Origin of the sequence: Leucobacter salsicius M1-8, from assembly GCF_000350525.1 — a bacterium.
Classification (GTDB): Bacteria; Actinomycetota; Actinomycetes; order Actinomycetales; family Microbacteriaceae; genus Leucobacter; species Leucobacter salsicius.
In genome coordinates this window covers 1-20,709 of record NZ_AOCN01000018.1, presented here as the reverse complement: position 1 = coordinate 20,709, position 20,709 = coordinate 1, and the positions used below count along the sequence as shown (strand labels likewise).

The window sequence follows — 20,709 nt, the reverse complement described above, 5'->3', positions numbered from 1 at the left end:
CAGCAATGCGGCCCCGGAAGAAATTCCGGGGCCGCATTGCTGTGTCTGGGGGGCGAGAAGGTTAAGCCACTCGCGCCGCGTGCGCGGCGGCCGGGAGCGCATCTGCGATGCGCGCGATGGCGGCGTCATCGTGCGCAGCCGTCACGAACCACGCCTCGTACGGACTCGGGGGCAGCGAAACCCCGCCCTCGAGCATCGCGTTGAAGAACGCTCGGTAACGCGCACTGCTCTGCCTGCTGGCCCCGACGTAGTCACGCACGGGCGCTGCGTCGTCCACGAAGAAGACGCTGAAGAGCGTGCCCGCCCACTGAATGCGGTGCGGCACGCTCGCTGCGGTCAGTTCGTGCGCCACGAGCCCAGCCACCTGGGCTGCGGCGCTCGTGAGGCGAGCGTACGCCGCGTCATCGGCTCCGCGCAGTGTCGCAAGCCCCGCTGCCACGGCGACCGGGTTTCCCGAGAGCGTCCCACCCTGGTACACGGGGCCGGCGGGGGCCAGCAGGTCCATGAGCGCGGTGCGCCCACCCACTGCGGCGAGGGGCAGACCACCTCCCACGACCTTGCCAAACGTGACGAGATCCGGAGCCTCAGGCACCTGCCCCAGGTCACGCTGCACTCCCCAGTAGCCCGCAGGGCCAGCCCGGAAGCCGGTGAGCACCTCGTCGCTAATCACCAGCGCGCCGTGTCGGTGCGCGAGCGAGGTCAGCACGGCGGTGAATCCCGGGGCGGGCGGCACGACGCCCATGTTGCAGGCGGCAGCCTCGGTGATCACCGCGGCGATCCGCCCCTCGTGGGCGATAAACGCGGCCTCGAGGGCGTCGAAGTCGTTGTAGGGCAGCACGATGGTTTGCGCAGCGGTCTCGGCGGTGACCCCTGCCGACCCGGGCAGTCCGAGGGTGGCGAGCCCCGACCCCGCGGCGGCGAGGAGCCCGTCAGAGTGGCCGTGGTAGTGGCCAGCGAACTTGACGATCAACGGTCGGGCCGTGGCGGCGCGCGCGATGCGGATCGCCGTCATCGTCGCCTCGGTGCCCGTCGAGACGAAGCGCAGCCGCTCGGCGTGCGGCACTCGCTGGGCGATGAGCTCGGCGAGCTCGGCCTCATCGGGGTGTGAGGCTCCGAAGCCGAGGCCATTCGTGGCGGCGCGCTGCACGGCCTCAACGACCTCGGAGTGCGCATGCCCGAGCAGGGCCGGCCCCCAGGCCGCGACCAGGTCGACGTAGTCTCGTCCGTCGGCGCAGGTGAGCCACGCCCCCTTGCCGCGCACGAAGAAGCGCGGGGTGCCGCCCACGGCGGCAAAGTCACGCACGGGCGAGTTCACGCCGCCCACAATGACGTTCCGTGCCCGTTCGGCGAGGCGTGCGCTGACAGGAACCCCGGCCTCCGCGACCGCTGCGGCCCCGTGGCTCACAGCCCCGCTCATCGCAACCACCCCGCGAGTTCGAGCGCGAAGTAGGTGAGCACGGCTTCGGCTCCGGCCCGGCGAATGCTGACGACCGACTCCTCGATCGCGCCCCGTCGGTCGATCCAGCCGTTCGTGGCGGCGGCTTCGATCATCGCCGCTTCCCCCGAGACTTGATACGCCCACGTGGGCACCGGGCTTGCGGCCGCAACTTCGGCGAGCACGTCGAGGTAGTTCGACGCGGGTTTCACCATCACGATATCGGCCCCCTCGGCGACGTCGAGGGCCGACTCGCGGACGCCCTCGCGCCGGTTCGCGGGATCCTGTTGGTACCCGCGGCGGTTGCCCGACAGCTGCGAGTCGACTGCCTCCCGGAACGGGCCGTAGAACGCCGAGGCGTACTTCGCCGAATACGCGAGGATCGCGGTGTCTGCGTGCCCCGCCCGGTCCAGTGCGCCGCGCACCGCGGCCACCTGGCCGTCCATCATGCCCGACAGCCCCAGCACGGCGGCCCCGGCTCGGGCCTGGGCGACCGCAATCGCCTCGTACCGTGCGAGCGTCGCGTCGTTATCGACGCCCCCGTCACCGTCAAGCACGCCGCAGTGGCCGTGATCGGTGAACTCGTCGAGACACAGGTCAGCCTGCGCTACAAGCGCGTCGCCCGCTTCGGCCCGCACCGCAGTGAGTGCCCGATTCAGGATCCCCTCGGGGTCGTCGGCTGCGCTGCCCGCCGCGTCGCGAACAGCGGGGACCCCGAACAGCATAATGCCGCCGAGTCCGGCTGCGGCCGCGGCGCTGGCGACCTCGCGCACCGAATCGAGTGTGTGCTGCACGACGCCCGGCATGGCTGCGATCGGCCGCGGCTCGGTGAGCCCCTCGCGCACGAATACAGGGAGAATCAGCTCGGCCGGGTGCACGCGCGTCTCGGCGGCGAGCCGCCTGAGCGCGGGCGTGCGGCGCATCCTGCGGGGCCGGATCACCGGGCCCCTGGCACCGATCGCTGGGACAGTAGGACTCGTTGAGGGGCTCATCGGGTTTCTCCTTGACGGGTGTGTTCGTAGGTTTCGCGGGAGCCCGCAATGAGCGCGACCGAGACGGCATCAAGCAGCCCGTCGGTGGTTGAACTTGCGGCGACAATGTCGGTCGAAAGCCCGAGGCCGGCCAGCGCCTGAGCGGTGGGATCGCCGATGGCGGCGACGCGAACGGCACGGGGCAACGGGGTCAGCCGCTCGGCGATAGCACGGGCCGCCGAGCTGCTGGTGGCGAGCACCACATCGAAGTCGCCGACCCCCACACGTGCGCGCAGCCCTGCAATCTCATCGGTCATGGCGGTCGTGTAGGCGGCAACTCGATCGACCTGGTGCCCGGCCGCTCGCAGGGCCCGTTCGACGGTGTCGTCGGCGAGCTCAGAAACCGGGAGCAGCACACGGGCCGGGTGAGCCCCGGGCGCCTCGGGATCGGGCAGCGCCGCCAGCAGCGACTCGGCCAGCCCGCGCCCCGAGTAGTCACGCCCGGGCATGACATGCAGACGAAACCCCAGCTCCTGGATGGCAGCCGCCGTGACCGGCCCGACGGCCCCGACCTTGCCCCGCGGCTCGGCGCCTGCGGCAGCGAGCGCGGTCGCCGTGGTTGCGCTGGTGACGACGAGCCAGTCGTAGTCGCCTGCGTTCCAGCGCGCGACCGCACCCGCAAATCGTGCGGGGTCGCTGGGCGGCGCGGTCTCAAGCAGCGGTGCGATGGTGGGCACGCCACCCCGGTCGAGCACTTTCTCGTGCAGGGCGGCACCGAGATCTCCGCCGCGCGGAATCAGGATGCGCAGCCCCGTGAGGGGCAGGGTGGGAGGGCGTACGTGCGCGATCATCGCGTCGCTCCGATCTGGGTGCGGCTTGGAGGGGTCTGGGGGGCGGGATTTCCTGCGCCGGCAACTGCCCCGCCGGTCAGTAGGGTGAGCGGGGCGATCTGGGCGGCACCGGCAGCCAACAGCTGCAGGGCGACTTCGGCCCCGAGGCGCTCGACATTGGTTGGGCTTTGCACCGCGGCCGGGCTCGGCCAGGCCATCTCCGCGGTCGCCTCGACTTGGCTGCCCCCGTCAACCGCGTACACCGCGGCCGTGAGGCGCAAGCGATCGCCGTCGAGCCTGGCCCACGCCCCGACCGGAGCCTGGCACCCGGCCTCAAGCGTCGCGAGCACGCTACGCTCGGCGAGCGCACACGCGCGGGCCGCTGGGTCATCGAGCGCCGCGAGCGCCCGCTCGAGCTGGGCGGCCAGCGCCGGTTCGTTGTTCCTGCGAATCTCAACTGCGAGCGCCCCCTGCCCCGGCGCGGGGGGCGCTTCGTCGAGGGCAAAGAGCTCGGTGATCGCCGGGTCTCGTCCGATCCGGAGCAGCCCTGCCGCCGCGAGCACGACCGCATCGAGATCGTTGCCGACCCGCGCCAGTCTCGAATCGACATTGCCCCGCAGGTCGCACACGTCGAGGTCGGGTCGCCGTCGCAGCAGCTGTGCGCTGCGTCGCGGTGACCCGGTTCCTACCCGAGCGCCCCGGGGCAGCTCATCGAGTGTGAGCCCGTCGCGCGCGCACAGCGCATCGCGGGCATCGGCGCGTGGCGGGATCGCCCCGAGCGTGATCCCGGCGCACTCCCCGGTCGGCAGGTCCTTGAGCGAGTGCACCGCGAGATCGCAGCGCCCTGCGACGAGCGCGTCGCGCAGCGCGCTCACGAACACGCCAGTACCTCCGAGCTGGGCGAGCGGTGCGGGCGAGGTATCGCCCTTCGTCGTGACGATCACGAGCGCGACCTCGCACCCGGTCGCCGCCGCGATGTGGCGGGCGACCCCGGAGGTCTGGGTGACGGCGAGCTCGCTGCCCCGGGTGCCGATCCGGATCAGATTCTCGCGGGCCGCGAGCGGGCCGCGCACGACGGGAATGTCGGTGGTCATGAGGCGCTCACCGCCTCCTGTGTCCCGCAGCACCCAACGCCGCACACGTCGAACCACGGGCCGAGCTCGGTGCGCGAGGCTCGCTCGACCGTGGGGGTGCCGTCACGGCGTTCGAGTACGAGGTCGACAAGCCCCGCAACATAGGTGGGCGCGACCCCCGGCGTGGGTACCCGCACGGCGTCCAGGCCGTGCGCTTCGCATGTTTCGAGAGCCTCGGTATCGAGGTCCCAAAGCACCTCCATGTGGTCGCTCACGAAGCCGACGGGCACAATAACAACGGCACGCACACCCTGCCCGGGCAGTTCGGCGAGGGCATCGTTGATGTCTGGTTCGAGCCAGGGTTGCGTGGGCGGGCCGCTGCGAGACTGGTATGCGAGATCCCACGCAACGCCGGGGCAGGCCGCGCGAGCGATCTCGGCGGCTGCGGCACGGTGCTGCGCCTCGTACGCCCCCTGGCCGTCAAGCGCGGAGTGGTCGGGGCCGAACGCGCCCGAGTATGACGTGGGCACCGAGTGGGTGGTGAACATTACGCGCACGTCGCGCTGCGCGTCCAGAGTGGGGTCGCTGACGAGCAGCTCGGCGATCGCACGTCGGGTACCCTCGATGAAGGGCTCGAGGAACCCCGGGTGGTCGAAGTAGGGGCGCACCTTGTCTGCCTTGAAGGTGCGGCCCTCGGCATGCAGTTGTGCAAGCGCGTCGTCGAGGTTCTCCTGGTACTGCCTGCAGCCCGAGTATGAGGCGAACGCGCTCGTGGGCAGCACGAGCACGTTTTCGAACCCGCGCTCGCTAGCGTCTCGCAGTGCGTCTGGCAGGTAGGGTGCCCAGTTGCGGTTGCCCCAGAGCACAGGCAAGTCGATGCCGCGTCGTGCAAATTCGGCGGCGAGCGCGCCCTGCAACTGCCGATTCTGCTCATTGATCGGGCTGACCCCGCCGAAGTGGCGATAGTGGTGGGCGACCTCCTCGAGGCGCTCATCGGGGATGCCGCGGCCGCGCGTGACGTTGCGCAGAAACGGAATCACGTCGGCCTGCCCCTCGGGGCCGCCGAATCCCAACAGCACGAGCGCGTCGTAGGAGTGGGGCTCGGCGTCGAATCGGGCGGCGTTCACAGGAGCACCCCCGGCACCTCGGAGACCGCGATGCGGCGGCCCGTGAAGAACGGAGTCTCCTCGCGCATGTGGCGGCGCGCGTCCGTGGCACGTAACGTGCGCATCAGGTCGACGAGCTCGGTCAGGTCGTCCGATTCCATCGGCAGCAGCCATTCATAGTCGCCCAGCGCGAAGGCCGACACCGTGTTCGCGACGACCCCGCGAAATTCGGCGCCCTTGCGCCCGTGGTCGGCGAGCATACGCCCCCGGTCGGCGTCGGGCAGCAGGTACCATTCGGCATCGCGCACGAACGGGTACAGCACGAGCCAGTCTCGCGCCGACTCACCGCGCAGGAATCCCGGCACGTGTGCGCGGTTGAACTCCGCTTCGCGGTGTACCCCGAGGGCGTTCCAGGTGGGCAGCAGCTGCGCAATCACGGTGGTGCGGCGCAGCTCGCGGAGTGCCCACTGCAGGTCCTCGGCACGGTCTCCGTGTAGCCAGACCATGAGATCGGCGTCGGCGCGCAACCCCGAGACGTCGTACCAACCACGCAGGGTGACGGATACTCCGGTGGAAGAGTCGCCGGTGATTCGGTCGACGGCGGCTTGCAGATCGGCGGCGAGCGCGGCTTGGTCGGTTTTCAGGTCGGACTGCACAGCGGCTTCACGCTGGCTGGCGGGGCGCGCAAATGCCGGGTCGCGCCGAAACACGGCCCAGAGGGTGAATCCGCCGGCGGCCTGCTCGGTGGTGGGTTGCGTAGTCATGGGGTCAAGTCCTTTCGACTTCACTGGGTGAGTGAGCGCTGTGCGCAGGTGAGATGGTGGAGGGTCGATCGCGGATAACCTTGTTGGCTGCCGAACGGGCGTGAGGCACCACGCTTGCGAGCCCTGTGCCGGAGTAGGCCTCGCCGGTACAGTGCACCCCCGGCGGCAACGCAGGCGGCTGGGCGCGGGCCGGGATGCTCCAGCGCGCGCGGGCGTGCGCCACGAGCTGTGCCGGGTCGAGCGGCACCCCCAAAGTTTCCGAGGCGTCGCGCAGCGCGAGTTCGGCGGCCGCTTCGTTGCTGAGACCAGCTGTGGCGGGCGACCTGCCTCGGGCACCGTAGGACAGGCGCACCACGTGGCGCCCCGCGGGCGCTGCATCACGCAGCCAGGCCCACTTCGCGGTCGCGTGGGTCAGGGCCTTCGCCGCGATGCACGGGTGATCTGGCCGGATCAGCGCACCCGTGCCGCGCGGCGCGGGTAGCTCCGCGGTGCCGCCGAGAGCGGGCGAGTCCACGACAAGTGCCACTGTCTCGACAACGGTCTCGGGCTGGAGCTCGGCCGCTCGAGCGGGCAGGTCGGGTAGTAACCGGTGCACTTCGCGGGGCGGGATGGCGAGCACGACGGCATCGGTGCGGCATTCCCCCCGTCCCCAGCGCACTCGCCACCCTGTGTCGGGGGCCGCGGCCGGGGCCAACTCGGTGACCGCGTCGCCCGTGTGCACGGTGACATTCAGGCGCTGCAGCTCGCGCATGAGCCGCGCGATGAGGCGACTCATACCGCCCGCGAGGCTCGCCACCGCGCCCCCCGCCGCGAGATTGGCGCTGCGCATCTCTCGGGCCGCACGCACGAGGGATCCGGTGCGCGCGTAGGCCCGGGCGAGCTCCCCCTGGCCGTCGAACGGCAGTTGGTCGGGGGGCACCGAATACACGCCCTCGACGACCGGGGCGACGAGGGCGGCCGTGGCGCGCGTGCCGATGCGCGCCCGGGCCACGTCAGCAACGGAGGCTCCCGGAACATGGGGAGAGCGGGGACGCCAGGGTTCGGTCGCGGCCCACAGCGCGGCGCCCAGCCCGATCGATGTTCGGGCGGTGAGGGGTCGAGCGGGGATACCGAGTGCCCCCGAGACGGGCAGGGGGTGAGCCGTCTGCGCCGTGATCACCCACGCCGGTGCTCGCTCGGGGCGCACCTGCTCAGCTTCCAGGCCGAGTTCGTGCAGCAGTGCCTCCATCGCACCCCCGCGGGTGGCGAATGCTTCCGCCCCGAGCTCGACGGGGAGTCCCGCGAGGGTAGCCTGCTGCACTCGTCCGCCAACGGCATGTTCGGCTTCGATGAGGCAGACGCGCAGGCCCGACACCGCTAGGTCGCGGGCAGCGATGAGCCCGGCGACACCGCCCCCGATCACGACTGCCTCGTACGTCGGCGTGATCCGGTCGCTAGCGGTGCACACCGTGGACGCGCTCACCGTGTACCCGTTCAACGATGCCGGTGAGCCGACCGGGGTCGGTCTCGGGGGGCACGCCGTGGCCGAGGTTGAAGATGTGGGCCGGAGCAGCCGCGCCACGCGCGAGGACATCGTCGATCTGAGCGTCGAGCACGTGTTGCGGCGCCTGTAGGTAGGCGGGGTCAAGATTGCCCTGCAGCGGGAAGCGGCCCCCCAGTCGCGCGTTTGCCTCATCGAGCGGGGTGCGCCAGTCGACGCCGATAGCGTGGCCCGCGACGTCGGCGAGTGCCTCGAGCAGGTGTCCCGAACCCACCGCGAAGTGGATGGTGGGGACGGGCAGTGGCCCCGCCGCGTAGCCCTCGCGGGTGTCGTCTCGATAGTGCAGTTCGTTGACGGCGGCCAGCGTGCGTTGTGAGGCCGGGGCCACGTGCGTGAGGTAGTCGCTCACAGACAGGGTGCCCGCCCACGAGTCGAAGAGTTGCACGGCGCTCGCGCCCGCCCGCACCTGCGCCTCGAGGAATACTCCGCTCAGGTCTGCGGCCCACTCGGTCAGTGCGGCCCAGGCTGCCGGATCCTGATGCATGAGGGCGCGCGCCCGCAGGTGGTCGCGAGACGGTCCGCCTTCAACGAGGTAGGCCGCGAGCGTGAACGGTGCTCCGGCGAAGCCGATCAGCGGGGTGGTGCCAAGCTCTGCCGTCGTGAGCCGTACGGCCTCAACGATGGGGCCGAGGTTCTCACGCAGCCGCTCGACGGGGTGCTCGCGGCGCAGTTTTGCGATGTCGGCCGAGGTACGTGCTGGCTCCGCGAACACAGGGCCGCGGCCGGGCACGAGCTCGACGGGCACGCCCGCGAGTGACATCGGCACGATGATGTCACTGAAGAAGACCGCAGCGTCGACGCCATGCCGACGCACGGGCTGACATGTGATCTCGGCGGCGAGTTCGGGCTCCAGGCAGCACTCGATCATGTCGCGGCCCGAGCGCAACGCGCGGTACTCGGGCAGTGATCTGCCTGCCTGCCGCATAAACCAGACGGGCGTCGTCGACCCGCGCACGCCCTGGGCAGCACGCACGAGCGGGGCGGCCGTAGTGCGGCCGTCCACAAGGGGGTGGGAAGGGGTAAGCTCATTCATCAGATGAAATGGTAGCTTATTCATCTGATGAACTATTCACTCGCGCACACCAAGCTCACAGGCCCGGTGGAACCGATGCAATCGGGGCTGTCCTGCCTGTCTCTCGACCACAAAAGCGCCAACCTCGCGCTGCTTGAACGTGTCGAGCGCCACACGCCGGAACTCACGACGGCAATCACACTCGCCACCAGCGGCGCCGTCGTGCTCGCGACCTGCAACCGATTCGAGGCGTACTTTGACGCCCCACCAGGTGCACCCTCGGCCGCGCTGCGGGCAATGGCCGAGGTAACCGGCGTCGCAGAGGACGAACTCGAGCGATCGGTGCGCATGCACCACGGCGTCGACGCTGCCCGGCACCTGTTCTCGGTGTCGAGCGGGCTCGAGTCAGTGGTTGTGGGCGAGGGCGAGATCAGCGGCCAGGTACGTCGCGCATTCACGGCGGCCAGGCGTTCGGGGGCCACCACCCCCGAACTGGAGCGGTTGTTTCAGAAGGCGTCTCGGGTGTCTCGCTCGGTCAAGACTCGCACGCGGGTGCAGTCCCAGGGACGCTCGCTCGTGCGCCTCGCACTGTTGCTTGCGGAGAGCCGTATTGGTGACTGGAGCGCGGCCCGCGTGCTGCTCGTGGGAACCGGAGCTTATGCCGCCGTTACCCTCGCGGCACTGCGCGAGCGTGGTGCCCGCCACATAGCCGTGCACTCCCCCTCGGGGCGGGCCGAAGCGTTTGCCCAGACCCGTGAAGTGCGACCCATTCAGGGAGACGCGTTGAACGCCGAGCTCGCCGCTGCAGACGTCGTCATTGCCTGCAGTACCGCGCAGGATCCCATCCTCGACACCGAACTCGTTTCGCGCACCGTAACCGCCGCCGCACGGCCCTTCTGCGCACGGTTCACGGGAAGGCCCGCGGGCGCCGCTCGCCCCAAGCCTCGGCTGTTTGTCGACCTCGGCATGCCCCGTAACATTGCTGCCGAGGCCGCGCACGCGCCGGGCGTTGAGCTGCTCGATCTCGAGGTCATCGCTCGACATGCCAACATCGAAGAACTCAGCGCCGAATCAGAGGCCAGGCAGATCACCATCGATGCCGCGCGCGAGTTTGCCGAGCTCGGCGCCGAGCTCGCGGCGGTTCCTGCCGTGCTGGCGCTGCGTGACCACGTGCACACCGTGCTCGAGGCCGAACTCGAGCGCACCGCCCCGGCCGCGGCCGAGAGCGCCCCGGGAGTGCAGCTGGCCCTCAAACACTTCGCGGGCCGACTGCTGCACGAGCCGACCGTGCGACTGCGTGCCCTCGGCCGGGCCGGGCGTGCGGGAGATGCGATCGCGGCGGTTCACACCCTGTTCGGTGCACCCGAGCCGCGCCCCGCACCGCTCACCGCATCGCCACCCCTTCCCGCCAGTACCCCATGAACGCGACCCGGCTGCGGTGCACCCCGAGGTCGCGCACGAGGTGGCGGCGCAAGCGCGTTACGACCCCGCTCTCCCCAGCGATCCAGAAGTAGCGATCCGCGTGGGCCCCCTGCTCGGACCCCCGCCCGTCGAGCTTCCCTTCGAGCGGTTCCCCGAGCGCCGAGTACTCCGGCGTCTCCCACACGAGTTCATCGCTCGCGACATCCTCATGCCGAGCCGGGCCAGGGATTGCCCCGAGGCCGCGCAACACCCTCGGCACGAGCAGCTCGCCCGGTGCCGCCTGCGATCGACCGAGCCAGTGCACGCGCACCCCGCTGGGCGCACTGATCGGCAGCATTTCGCCACGGCCTGGCATCTCGATGAACGCGTCTCCCCGCAGATCCGGGGCCGCGTCCTCGAGAATGCGCGCGATCGCGGGGGCCGCGGTCTCGTCGCCCGCGAGGAGCACGCGCGAGGCATCGCCCGGCGCGAACTCGATGCCGCCGCCGTCGAACCTGCCGCGGCGGGGGCCCACAAGCATCACCTCGTCGCCGGGCACCGCACCACTCGCCCACAGGGCCGCAGGGCCCGTGCTGCCCGGCGCGGTGTGCAGCACGAAGTCGACGATCACCTCGGTGCCCAGGCCATCAACCCGCAGCTCGCGAATCGAGTACGTGCGCATCGCACCGCGTTCTGCCTCGGGAAGGGCGAGCCAGTCGGCATACCAGTCACTACCGCTGGTGAGCCGCGGAAGCGGGGCTGCGCTCGGCGGAAACAGCACCTTGATGCGCTGGTCGAACGTGCGTCCCGGCGTGCCAAACGCCTCGAGCTCGGGCCCACGAAATGCGATGCGCGCGTACGTCGGGCAGGGCCGCCAGACCCGGGTAACCCGGGCCCGGGCAACTACGGTGGCAGGTTCGATCAAGTTTACGGAGGAGGTCGTTGGAGTTGCGGAGTTCACGATTTCGCTTTCTGAGTTGTCAAGCATGGTGGCGCCCCACGGGCACGACGATGGGCGATCCGGAGACCGGATCAGTGATGATCTCGGCCCGCAGCCCGATGACCTCGCGCACGTAGTCGCGGGTGACGACGTCGCGCGGCTCACCCACCGAGTGGATGCGTCCGCCAACCACCGCGACCAGCCGTTCGGCGTAGCGGGCGGCGAGGTTCAGGTCGTGCAGCACCATGACAACGGTGGTGCCGCGGGCGCGATTAATGTCGGTGAGCAGATCGAGTACCTCAATCTGGTGGGCGATATCGAGATAGGTTGTCGGCTCGTCGAGCAGCAAAATGCTCGGGTCTTGTGCGAGCGCCATCGCGATCCATGCGCGCTGCCGCTGCCCGCCCGAGAGCTCGTCAACCGAACGGCTCGCGAACTCCCCCATGCCCGTCAGCGCAAGCGCCTCGCGCACCGCCGCCTCATCGCCGGCACCCCACCGGCGGGTGAACCCCAGGTGCGGGTGGCGACCCCGGCGCACAAGATCACCGACGCTCACCCCCTCAGGCACGAGCGGGCTCTGCGGCAGCAGCCCGACAATTCGGGCAACGGCCTTTGCTGGGCTGCGGTGCAGCAGCGCACCGTCGAGCAGCACCTGCCCGTTTGACGGGGTGAGCACGCGCGACAGGGTGCGCAACAGCGTCGACTTGCCGCAGCCGTTCGCGCCAATAATCGCGCTCATCTTGCCCGGCTCGACAGCGTATTCGAGCCCGCTCAGGATCTCGTCGCCGCCGTACGAGACGGTCAGATCGCACGCGGTAAGAGTGTGGTGCTGAGTCATGAGGTCTGCTTTCTGAGTTCACTGGGGTTGCTAGAACGCACGCTGCGAGATCGATCGCGGCTGCTGGGCCGGGATTTTGATCCGGATCGGGGGCTTCCCGCGCGCACGAGCAGCGCGATGAGCACCGGGGCACCGAGCGCACCGGTGATGACCCCCACCGGGTATCGATGCGCGAACAGCAGCTGCCCCGCGAGGTCCGCCCACAGCACGAGAGCGGCGCCCACCAGGGCAGCGCTGATGAGCGGGGCGGGCCCGCGGCCGTGGAGCCGAGCCGCCACAGGCCCCGCCAAGAACGCTACGAAGGAGATGGGGCCCGCCGCCGCGGTTGCCGCGGCGAGCAGCACCACCGCAAGGGCGATGAGGCCCCACCTGGTGAGGGCGGGCCGCATGCCGAGACCGGTCGCGAGGTCGTCGCCCAGCCCCAGCACTCCAAGCGTTGGGGCACTGAGCAGCAGTGCGGGAATCACGACCGCACAGGTGAGGGCGAGCGGCACGATTGCCTCCCACGTTGCCCCGTTCAGGCTGCCGGCAAGCCACTGCATGGCTCCCTGGAGATCCCATGATGAAGCGCGCGACAGGATGAGCGCGAGCAAGCTCTTCAGGATCGCTGCGGCACCGATGCCAATCAGGATCATGCGCGCGGTGGCGGCACCGGGCCCCGCGGCGAGCCAAGCAATCGCAGCCGCCGTCACACAAGCACCACCCAGCGCAAACAGCGACACGGTGCCGCCGCTGGCGCCGAGTACGACGATGCCAAACGCGGCCGCAGTTCCCGCGCCCGCACTGATGCCGATCACGTCTGGTGACGCGAGCGGGTTGCGCAACAGCGACTGAAACACGGCGCCCGAGAGCCCAAAGGCGAGCCCGGTCAGCACGCCGAGCACTGCGCGCGGCAGCCGCAGCTCTTGCACAGTGAACACGGCGTCACCGGCGCCTCCGAGTGCGCGCACCACGTCCGCCAACGGTACCGGGGTGGTGCCGAGCGCGAGCGTCGCAACAAACCCCGCGGCGCACACGACTATGAGCATCACGATGACCGCGCGCGCGGGCACCGCCTCTCGCCTCATCGCACACTCCCCTCGCGGCTGCGCACGATCCAGATCAGCACCGGTGCACCCATGATGGCGGTGATGATGCCCGCCTCAACCTCGGCGGGTGGCAGCAGCACTCGTCCCAGCACGTCAGCGCACACGAGCAGCGCCGCGCCCGTGATAGCCGAAAGCGGCAACAGCGTGCGGTGATCCGGCCCCGCTATGAGCCGACACGCGTGCGGCACCATGAGACCAACGAACGCGATCGGCCCGGCCAGGGCCGTCGCAAGGCCGGCGAGAACAATCGCGGCTGCCGTGATGCCGAAGCGGGCGAGACCGAGGCGCTCGCCGAGGCCCGCCGCGAGGTCATCCCCGAGTGCGAGCGCATTCATCGAGCGCGTCATCGCGAACGCGGCGATCAGCCCCACGCCAATGAGCGGCGCGCTCCAGCTCAGGCTGCGCCAGTCGGCACCGCCCACACCACCGATCTGCCAAAATCTAAACGCTTCCATGGCGTCGGGGCGCGGCAGGATGAGCGCGCTCGTGACCGAGACACTCATCGCGGAGATGGCCGCGCCGCTCAGCACGATCTTGAGCGGCGACGCTCCGCCCGCACCCACAGCACTCAGCACGAATAGCAGCCCTGCCGCTCCGGCGGCGCCAACGATGGCGGCCGTGGTCACCGCGGCAGGAGCCCGGGTACCGAGCAGCGTGATGGTCACGACCACCGCGAGCGCGGCACCGCTCGTGATGCCCAGGATTCCGGGGTCCGCGAGGGGGTTGCGGGTCACGGCCTGCAGCCCCAACCCGGCCACGGCAAGTGCGGCTCCCACGACAATCGCGAGCGCGGTGCGGGGCAACCGCTGCGTGATGGCGGCCTCACCAATGGTGCCGGCATGCCCCGTGACTGCTCCAACGAGATCCTCCAGGCCAACGCTGCGCGCGCCGATGACCACCGAGGCGATCACCGCGACGACGAGCAACAATGATGCGGCGCCAAACGCCAGCGCAACGCGACCGCGGGCCGGGGCGACCTCCTCGCTCGCTAGGGCTGGCGCAACGCCCTCGCTCGCGGCCAAAACCGGGGTCGCCGTCACTAGATTCCCGCAGCGAGGGCGTCGAAGTAGTGATCGATGCCCCAGCCAATCGAGAGCGGCGAGGGGTTCGCCGAGGCCGCAAGCGGTGTCGCGTCGGGAAGCACCGCGACGTGACCGGCCTTGACCGCGGGAATCTGCGACAACAGCGGGTCCGCCTGCAGCCTCTTGACAAGGTCACCGCTCGGATCGCCGTAGGTCACGAGCACGTCAACGTCGGCGAGGCGATCGGCCTGTTCGGCGCTGATCTCCGCGTAGAATCCATCGGTCTTCGCAGATTCTTCCGTGACAACCTCGGGCAGTGGGAGACCGAGTTCAGCAAGGAATCCAGGGCGAGTGTCGTGAGCCGTGTAGAAACCGATCTTGCTCAGGTCAGCGGCGTCGATGTAGGAGAACAGGAACTTGGTGTCGCGCATTTTGGGGTGGGTATCGAGCGCGCTCTGTACGTCTGCGTCGATGTCCGTGATCAGCTGCTCGCCCTCAGACTGCCGGCCGAGGGCCCGCGCGTTGAGATCGATCATTTGCTGCACCGAGGTACCCCAGGCGACCTCGGGATAGGCCACGACGGGCGCGATCTTCGTGAGAGTGTCGTACTCCTCTTGCGTCAAGCCCGAGTAGGCCGCGAGGATCACATCGGGGGCGGTGGCAGCAACCGCTTCGAAGTCAATGCCGTCGGTTTCGTCGAACAGCACCGGCGTTTCGGCGCCGAGTTCGTCGAGCTTGTCCTCTACCCAGGGCAGCACACCGTCGCCATCATCGTCACCCCATGTCGCCTTGCTCATGCCGACGGGCACGATCCCGAGCGCCAGAGGCACCTCGTGGTTGGCCCAGGCCACGGTCGCTACACGTACGGGCTTCTCGGGCACGGTCGTCTGCCCCAGCGCGTGGTCGATCACGACGGGAAAACCGGCAGCGGTGGCCGATGCTGCACCCTCCTCCGCAGCGCCCCCACCGCCGTCGCCGATCGAGCAACCCGCGAGCGGGATGGCGAGCAGTGCCGTGGCGGTAAGGGCAAGGAGGCGTGAGGCGCGCATGGCGCTCCCTTCGGTCGATCCGGCGCGCAATCCAGCTCGCCAGAGTTCATCTGATGATACGAAAAGTTAGCCTAACCTAACTTTCATCAGATGACTGCAAATCGCATCAAAAAATCCCTACCCGACTGGTGTCGAGTAGGGACAATTTGACGCGACTCGGCGACTCAGGCCGATCAGTCCGATCAGTCCGCGCTAGAACTCGTAGCTGTAGGCAAGCAACGTAAACATCGAGCCGTTGGACCGCGTGAGCTGCTGTTCGCGGTCATTCAGACGCACGAAGCCCATGCGCTCGTACAGCGTGTACGCGCCGGTCATTTCATCCGTAGTGTTCAGCACGAGCCGCGACGCCCCGCGTTCGCGAGCCGTGTCGATCGCGTGCCGCATGAGCAGTCCGCCGATGCCGCGGCCGCGGGCGGAGTGAGCGACCGCCAACAACCGGACATCGCACTCCCCCGGCCGAGCAACGTCGCTGAGCACGCGCCCCGGCTCGGGGAGGGTGACGGTGCCGCAGAGCTCGCCCGTAACATCGTCGACCGCGACCCATACCTGCGAGGTCTTGGCGCGCACGTCGACGGCTTCGATCTCGGCGAGGTACTCGGCAGGCTGGCCCGGGTAGTCATCTTCGTAGGCGCGCCTGGCGAGCGCCCCCACCTCGCTCAGCTCTTCCGCTCGGATCAGGCGGAGCGTTACGCCCGCCTCACGCGGGCGGTTGGCCGTGTGAGGGCGTTCCAGGGATCCGCCACGAACGGCGGTGAGGAAATTCGTATTGCTCACTGCCGGGGAGCGCCCGGCACGCTGAAGTCTGGCTGACCGTCGGGGCGGGCGGGCAGCGGACGCCCGTCGGCGAACGTGGGCCAGGGCAGCAGCGGTGCACCGTTCACAACGGGCGGCTGGACGGGCTGCTGCAGAGCCGACTGCTGCTGCGCGACGTAGGGCGCCGGGTGGCTCCGGGGCGCTTCCACACCCCGTCCAGCTCGCACGGCGTCACGATCATGCGCTCCATAAGACCAGCGCAGCAACAGCGTGATGGACAGGCCGAGCGCCGTCAGAATCAGCAGTGCAGTCGCGATCTTCCAGTACATGTCGGGAACCACGAGATCGAATGCTTCGATACCCACGGGGGCAGTGAATAGGATTCCGGCAAGCACCGCCAGAACACTGGTCACAAAGGCAAAACGGGTCACTGCTTCCGGGAGCTTATTGCCCGCCTTGAGCAAGAGCTGGCAGCAGACGATCACGAGGCGCGTGACCAGGATCACGAACACCGACTTCCAGAAGATCTCGAACATGAGCCCGAAAGCTGCGTAGGGGGTCATCCAAATGACAATGAGCAAGAGACCCAGAATGTAGGCGTTGGCAATCAACGCAACGGGTGCGTACCATTCGGACTTCTGACCGCGGCGGGTATCGAGCGCGGTGAACAATACGAACACCGCAAACAAGGCGAACGTCGAGAAGACGCGCTCAAACTTGCCCTCAAAGTCGCCGATGAACAGCAGCGAAATGGAGGCAATCGTGAGGCCCGCGAGCAGCGCAATGCTGACCTTCAGAAAGGTGGAGAGGCGCGGGCCGTCATTGCGGGGCTTGCCCTTGGCCGCGGGCTTCGCCTGGGCCTTCGTGGGCGTGCCAGGCACCATGTCGTGCGGGAGGGGCACTGTCGGGTGGTGCTCGTTCGGCGCGTTCTGCACCGGCTGGTTGTGACTCACGTTTGGGTCGCTCATACCCTCTAGTTTTGCGTGTTCAGCTGTGATTATCTAGCGACGATCAACGTGCCGTGTCGTGTCCTTGGCCGGGGTAGACTGTTCTGGTACCTTTCGGCCCGCAATGGTGCCGATCCTACAGAGCGATTAACGGAGCACCCCGAGCGTGACTGACATCGACGTGGCCGAGACCGGCCCCCGCCCCGACACTGTTGCAGATGCCATTGCAACGCCTGAGAAAGAACAGCCGTTTGAGGCGCTGGGGCTGAAGCCCAACGAGTACGAACAGATCAAGACGATTCTTGGCCGCCGCCCCACCTCGGGTGAGCTCGCTATGTACTCGGTGATGTGGTCCGAGCACTGCTCGTACAAGTCATCGAAGCCGTACCTTCGTCAGTTTGGCCAGAAGGTCACCGAGAAGATGAAGGAACGCCTGCTCGTCGGTATGGGCGAGAACGCCGGCGTCGTTGATATCGGCGAAGGCTGGGCCGTCACGTTCAAGGTCGAGAGCCACAACAGCCCGTCGTACATTGAGCCGTTCCAGGGCGCCGCCACTGGTGTTGGCGGCATCATCCGCGACATCATCTCGATGGGTGCCCGCCCCGTTGCGGTCATGGATCAGCTGCGCTTCGGCGCTATTGACCACCCCGATACGGCTCGCGTCGTGCACGGAGTCGTGGCTGGTATCTCGTCGTACGCGAACTGCTTGGGCCTGCCGAACATCGGTGGCGAGACGGTCTTTGATTCGAACTACCAGGGCAACCCGCTCGTCAACGCGCTCGGCGTGGGCGTGCTGCGCCACGAGGATCTGCACACTGCAAACGCTTCGGGGTTGGGCAACAAGATCGTCCTGTTCGGTGCACGCACCGGCGCGGACGGCATCGGCGGCGCGTCAGTGCTCTCCTCCAGCAGCTTTGATGCCGACGGCCCCTCGAAGCGCCCCGCCGTTCAGGTGGGCGACCCCTTCGCCGAGAAGGTACTCATCGAGGCATGCCTCGAGATGTTCCACGGTGACCTCGTAGAGGGCATTCAGGATCTTGGCGCGGCTGGCATCTCGTGTGCCACCAGCGAGCTCGCTGCGAACGGCGACGGCGGCATGTTCGTCTCGCTCGACAACGTACTGCTGCGCGACCCCTCGCTCACGGCTGAGGAGATCCTCATGTCGGAGAGCCAGGAGCGCATGATGGCGGTTGTCAAGCCCGAGAAGCTTGACGCGTTCCTCGCTGTTGCAGCGAAGTGGGACGTTGAGACCAGCGTGCTGGGTGAGGTCACTGACACCAACCGCCTGATCATCAACTGGCAGGGCGAAGAGATCGTCAACGTGGATCCCTCGACGGTTGCCGTCGACGGCCCTGTCTACGATCGCCCCGTTGCCTACCCCACTTGGATGGATGAGCTGCAGGCTTCGGGCGTTCGCGCTTCGGGCCTTGCACGCGCCATTTCGGGCGACCAACTGCGCGAGCAGATGATCGCTGTTGCAGCGTCACCCAACCAGGCCGACGTTTCATGGGTCACCAACCAGTACGACAAGTACGTGCTCGGCAACACGGCGCTGTCGTTCCCCGACGCCGCCGGCATGATTCGTGTCGACGAAGAGAGCGGTCTCGGCATCGCAATCTCGACCGATGCAAACGGCCGCTACAGCTACCTCGACCCGTTTGTGGGAGCGCAGCTCGCACTCGCTGAGTCGTACCGCAACGTCGCCACTTCGGGCGCCGTACCGACGGCCATCACCGACTGCCTGAACTTTGGCAGCCCTGAGGACCCCGAGGTCATGTGGCAGTTCTCGCGCACCGTTGAGGGCCTGTCGGACGCGTGCCTCGAGCTCGAGGTGCCCGTCACCGGCGGCAACGTTTCGATGTACAACCAGACCGGCGACACCGCAATCTTCCCGACCCCCGTGGTCGGCGTGATGGGCATCATCGACAACGTCGCCCGCCGCGTACCCGCGGGCTGGCAGGACGAGGGCGAGCACCTCTACCTGCTCGGCGTGACCCGCGATGAGCTCGATGGCTCGGCCTGGGCCGATACCATCCACGAGCACCTCGGTGGTCGCCCGCCGGTGGCGGATCTGCCGGCTGAGCGCAAGCTCGCCGAGCTTCTCCACGCAGCTTCACAGGGCGGCCTGCTCTCGGGCGCCGTCGACCTGTCCGAGGGTGGCCTCGCGCAGGCCCTCACCGACGGCGCACTGCGCTTCGGCGTGGGTGCTCGCGTGTGGATCGACGAGGTCATCTCACGCGATGGCGTCGACGAGACCGCAGCCATGTTCTCGGAGTCTCAGGCGCGCGTGCTCGTCGCTGTGCCGCACGAGGAAGAGGTGAAGTTCCGTGGCCTGTGCGAGGGTCGCGACTTCCCCGTTCTGCGTATCGGCGTCACCGATGGCTCGGGCGCTGACGCATCGATCGAGGTGCAGGATCGTTTCACGCTGCCGCTCGCAGAGCTCGGAGCAGCATCGCGTGCGACCCTGCCCTCGCGTTTTGGAGCCGTGATCTCAGAGTAATTTCTGAATGACAGACAGCAATGCCCCCTCCGAATGGAGGGGGCATTGCTGTCTTATTGTCGGAGTGCGACCGCGGTTACGCCAGCGCGCCCTTCAGCGTCTTCATACCCTGCAAGACTGCCTTCTCGATCTTCTCAAACTCGTCCTGCTTCGCCGCAATCAGCTCGAGCATCTTCAGGCCATCGTCGAGGGCGTCCTGAGCGAGCGGGCCGACCGACTTGAACTGGTGACTCACATCACCTGACAGGCCTCCCTCGAGAGCCAGCTGATTCACGAGATCAAGCTTGAGTTCTGCCGTTCCCGGCTCGAAGCTGAGCTTGTCGAAGTCGACCCACACGATGTTGGGGCGCGTCGTTGATTCGAACGCGTAACGCTTGTTCGTCGCGTCAAGGACGACCTGCCAGATCGTCTGGGACGCGTCGGGCTTGCCCTTGTCGGGCGTGCGGAACGGCTGCGCGGCATTTCGGATGATGCTGAACATCGCGGCCATGGCGTGCAGCTGGTTCTTAGGCTGGACCTGGTGCTCGACGTAGTACGAGGCGCGGGCGAAACGATCACTCGCAAGGGTCGAACCGGGAAGCGGCTTCTCGCCCCCGAGCCCGTCGTACTGCTTGACGATCTCAAGCTGCTTGTCAAACGTCGGCGAGTTGGTCATCACCTTGTAATCACGGCTGTGGTGCACCACAACCTCTCCGTTGACGTACTCGATGATGGCTGAATCGCCGGTCGCGTCGTTAATGGCGAGGTGCAGTGCAGGCACGATGTGCCCGGTTGGGTCAATCAGCTGGACGACACCCACCTGTGACTCTTTGGTCCATTTGACAGCTTCGGCAACGGTAGCGAAGTTGTCGAGGTAGTACTGCAGCCAAATCACCTGACTCAGCTGCACATCCTGGGTGCCCGGCTTACCGTACTCTGATTCTGCGAGCCACAGAATATGGCCGGCGAAGCCCTCCTCGTTCATGCCATCACACGCAGGGTCTGCTGAAGCTTTGCTTGAGTCGGAGTGTTTTTATGCTGCCAACTCGACAGCATCCATCATTATGGCCTCAAACTCGACCGGTGTCAGCCGGCCCAGCCCACGCTGCCTGCGCTTCCGGTGATACTTCCCCTCGATCCACGACACGATCGCTAACCTGAGCTCTCTACGAGTAGCCCACACCTTTCGGTCGAGCACGTTCTTCTGCAACAGGGAGAAGAACGATTCCATCGCCGCGTTGTCCCCGGCAGCACCCGCACGTCCCATCGACCCCAGGAGGCCGTGACGCTTCAACACACGACGGAATTTCTTCGACCCAAATTGAGATCCCCGGTCGGAATGGACCACAACATTCGTGGGATTCCCCCGCTGCATGACCGCATTCTCCAACGCTCTCACCGCAAGGGATGCTTTCATCCGGTCATCAATCGCGTAGCCGACGATCCGATTTGACCATACGT

General features: G+C 68.0%; 19 protein-coding genes. 2 read left to right on the top strand and 17 right to left on the bottom strand.

Translation table 11 applies throughout. From position 1 onward, the window contains the following. Window positions 1-61: 61 nt before the first annotated feature. The 8 genes from C795_RS0107400 to hemE all read right to left on the bottom strand — a co-directional run bounded on the left by C795_RS0107400 (window position 62) and on the right by hemE (window position 8,752). A complete protein-coding gene (locus C795_RS0107400; RefSeq protein WP_033349368.1) occupies window positions 62-1,417 on the bottom strand; it encodes an aspartate aminotransferase family protein in 1,356 nt (451 codons plus the stop codon). Further along, on the bottom strand, window positions 1,414-2,358 hold the full coding sequence (hemB, locus tag C795_RS0107395) for a porphobilinogen synthase (RefSeq protein ID WP_017793119.1): 945 nt from the start codon (window positions 2,356-2,358) through the stop codon (window positions 1,414-1,416). The genes C795_RS0107400 and hemB overlap by 4 nt, the downstream gene beginning before the upstream one ends. A gap of 65 nt (window positions 2,359-2,423) precedes the next feature. Continuing rightward, on the bottom strand, window positions 2,424-3,257 hold the full coding sequence (locus C795_RS15490; protein ID WP_017793118.1) for a uroporphyrinogen-III synthase: 834 nt from the start codon (window positions 3,255-3,257) through the stop codon (window positions 2,424-2,426). Continuing rightward, window positions 3,254-4,330, bottom strand: a complete 1,077-nt coding sequence (gene hemC, locus C795_RS0107385) for a hydroxymethylbilane synthase (protein ID WP_017793117.1) — start codon at window positions 4,328-4,330, stop codon at window positions 3,254-3,256. The genes C795_RS15490 and hemC overlap by 4 nt, the downstream gene beginning before the upstream one ends. Further along, window positions 4,327-5,436 carry a ferrochelatase gene (locus C795_RS0107380; RefSeq protein WP_017793116.1) on the bottom strand — a complete coding sequence of 370 codons (1,110 nt, stop codon included), beginning with the start codon at window positions 5,434-5,436 and terminating at the stop codon, window positions 4,327-4,329. Before C795_RS0107380 ends, hemC begins: the two co-directional genes overlap by 4 nt. Beyond that, window positions 5,433-6,179 (bottom strand): hydrogen peroxide-dependent heme synthase, encoded by a 747-nt coding sequence (hemQ, locus tag C795_RS17545; protein WP_017793115.1) that lies wholly within the window; start codon window positions 6,177-6,179, stop codon window positions 5,433-5,435. The genes C795_RS0107380 and hemQ overlap by 4 nt, the downstream gene beginning before the upstream one ends. A gap of 4 nt (window positions 6,180-6,183) precedes the next feature. Beyond that, on the bottom strand, window positions 6,184-7,641 hold the full coding sequence (locus tag C795_RS15485) for a protoporphyrinogen/coproporphyrinogen oxidase (RefSeq protein ID WP_017793114.1): 1,458 nt from the start codon (window positions 7,639-7,641) through the stop codon (window positions 6,184-6,186). Continuing rightward, a complete protein-coding gene (gene hemE / locus C795_RS0107365; RefSeq protein WP_026139518.1) occupies window positions 7,613-8,752 on the bottom strand; it encodes a uroporphyrinogen decarboxylase in 1,140 nt (379 codons plus the stop codon). The genes C795_RS15485 and hemE overlap by 29 nt, the downstream gene beginning before the upstream one ends. 27 nt (window positions 8,753-8,779) lie before the next feature. Here hemE and C795_RS0107360 point away from each other — a divergent pair, with 27 nt between their 5' ends. Continuing rightward, window positions 8,780-10,153, top strand: a complete 1,374-nt coding sequence (locus C795_RS0107360) for a glutamyl-tRNA reductase (RefSeq protein ID WP_017793112.1) — start codon at window positions 8,780-8,782, stop codon at window positions 10,151-10,153. On the opposite strand, the gene C795_RS0107355 is transcribed toward C795_RS0107360, so the two are convergent. From C795_RS0107355 to C795_RS0107325, 7 genes are all read right to left on the bottom strand, one after another. Then, the gene (locus C795_RS0107355; RefSeq protein ID WP_017793111.1) at window positions 10,116-11,120 is read right to left on the bottom strand and encodes a siderophore-interacting protein; all 1,005 of its coding nucleotides are present in this window, start codon (window positions 11,118-11,120) and stop codon (window positions 10,116-10,118) included. The two genes, C795_RS0107360 and C795_RS0107355, sit on opposite strands and share 38 nt — an antisense overlap. Next, window positions 11,113-11,910 carry an ABC transporter ATP-binding protein gene (locus C795_RS0107350; protein WP_017793110.1) on the bottom strand — a complete coding sequence of 266 codons (798 nt, stop codon included), beginning with the start codon at window positions 11,908-11,910 and terminating at the stop codon, window positions 11,113-11,115. Before C795_RS0107350 ends, C795_RS0107355 begins: the two co-directional genes overlap by 8 nt. Further along, on the bottom strand, window positions 11,907-12,977 hold the full coding sequence (locus tag C795_RS0107345; RefSeq protein WP_017793109.1) for a FecCD family ABC transporter permease: 1,071 nt from the start codon (window positions 12,975-12,977) through the stop codon (window positions 11,907-11,909). The genes C795_RS0107350 and C795_RS0107345 overlap by 4 nt, the downstream gene beginning before the upstream one ends. Next, entirely contained in the window at window positions 12,974-14,038 is a 1,065-nt protein-coding gene (locus tag C795_RS0107340; protein WP_017793108.1) for a FecCD family ABC transporter permease, read from the bottom strand. Before C795_RS0107340 ends, C795_RS0107345 begins: the two co-directional genes overlap by 4 nt. Beyond that, on the bottom strand, window positions 14,038-15,069 hold the full coding sequence (locus tag C795_RS0107335; protein ID WP_017793107.1) for an iron-siderophore ABC transporter substrate-binding protein: 1,032 nt from the start codon (window positions 15,067-15,069) through the stop codon (window positions 14,038-14,040). The genes C795_RS0107340 and C795_RS0107335 overlap by 1 nt, the downstream gene beginning before the upstream one ends. Before the next feature lie 192 nt (window positions 15,070-15,261). Then, entirely contained in the window at window positions 15,262-15,843 is a 582-nt protein-coding gene (locus tag C795_RS0107330; RefSeq protein WP_017793106.1) for a GNAT family N-acetyltransferase, read from the bottom strand. After that, window positions 15,840-16,790, bottom strand: coding sequence for a hypothetical protein (locus C795_RS0107325; RefSeq protein WP_017793105.1), 951 nt, complete (start codon window positions 16,788-16,790; stop codon window positions 15,840-15,842). The genes C795_RS0107330 and C795_RS0107325 overlap by 4 nt, the downstream gene beginning before the upstream one ends. Before the next feature lie 145 nt (window positions 16,791-16,935). On the opposite strand from C795_RS0107325, the gene purL reads away from it, so the two are divergent. Beyond that, window positions 16,936-19,269: a phosphoribosylformylglycinamidine synthase subunit PurL gene (purL, locus tag C795_RS0107320; protein WP_017793104.1), complete on the top strand. Its 2,334-nt coding sequence runs from the start codon at window positions 16,936-16,938 to the stop codon at window positions 19,267-19,269. A 76-nt stretch (window positions 19,270-19,345) separates the two neighbouring features. Here the strand turns inward: purL and C795_RS15480 are convergent, their stop codons facing one another. Together C795_RS15480 and C795_RS0107310 are read right to left on the bottom strand one after the other, a co-directional pair. Further along, complete coding sequence (locus C795_RS15480) at window positions 19,346-20,233, bottom strand: linear amide C-N hydrolase (protein WP_017793103.1); 888 nt, start codon at window positions 20,231-20,233, stop codon at window positions 19,346-19,348. A gap of 48 nt (window positions 20,234-20,281) precedes the next feature. Beyond that, window positions 20,282-20,709 (bottom strand): DDE-type integrase/transposase/recombinase (locus C795_RS0107310; RefSeq protein WP_017793102.1); only part of this gene is annotated, 428 nt, incomplete at its 5' end.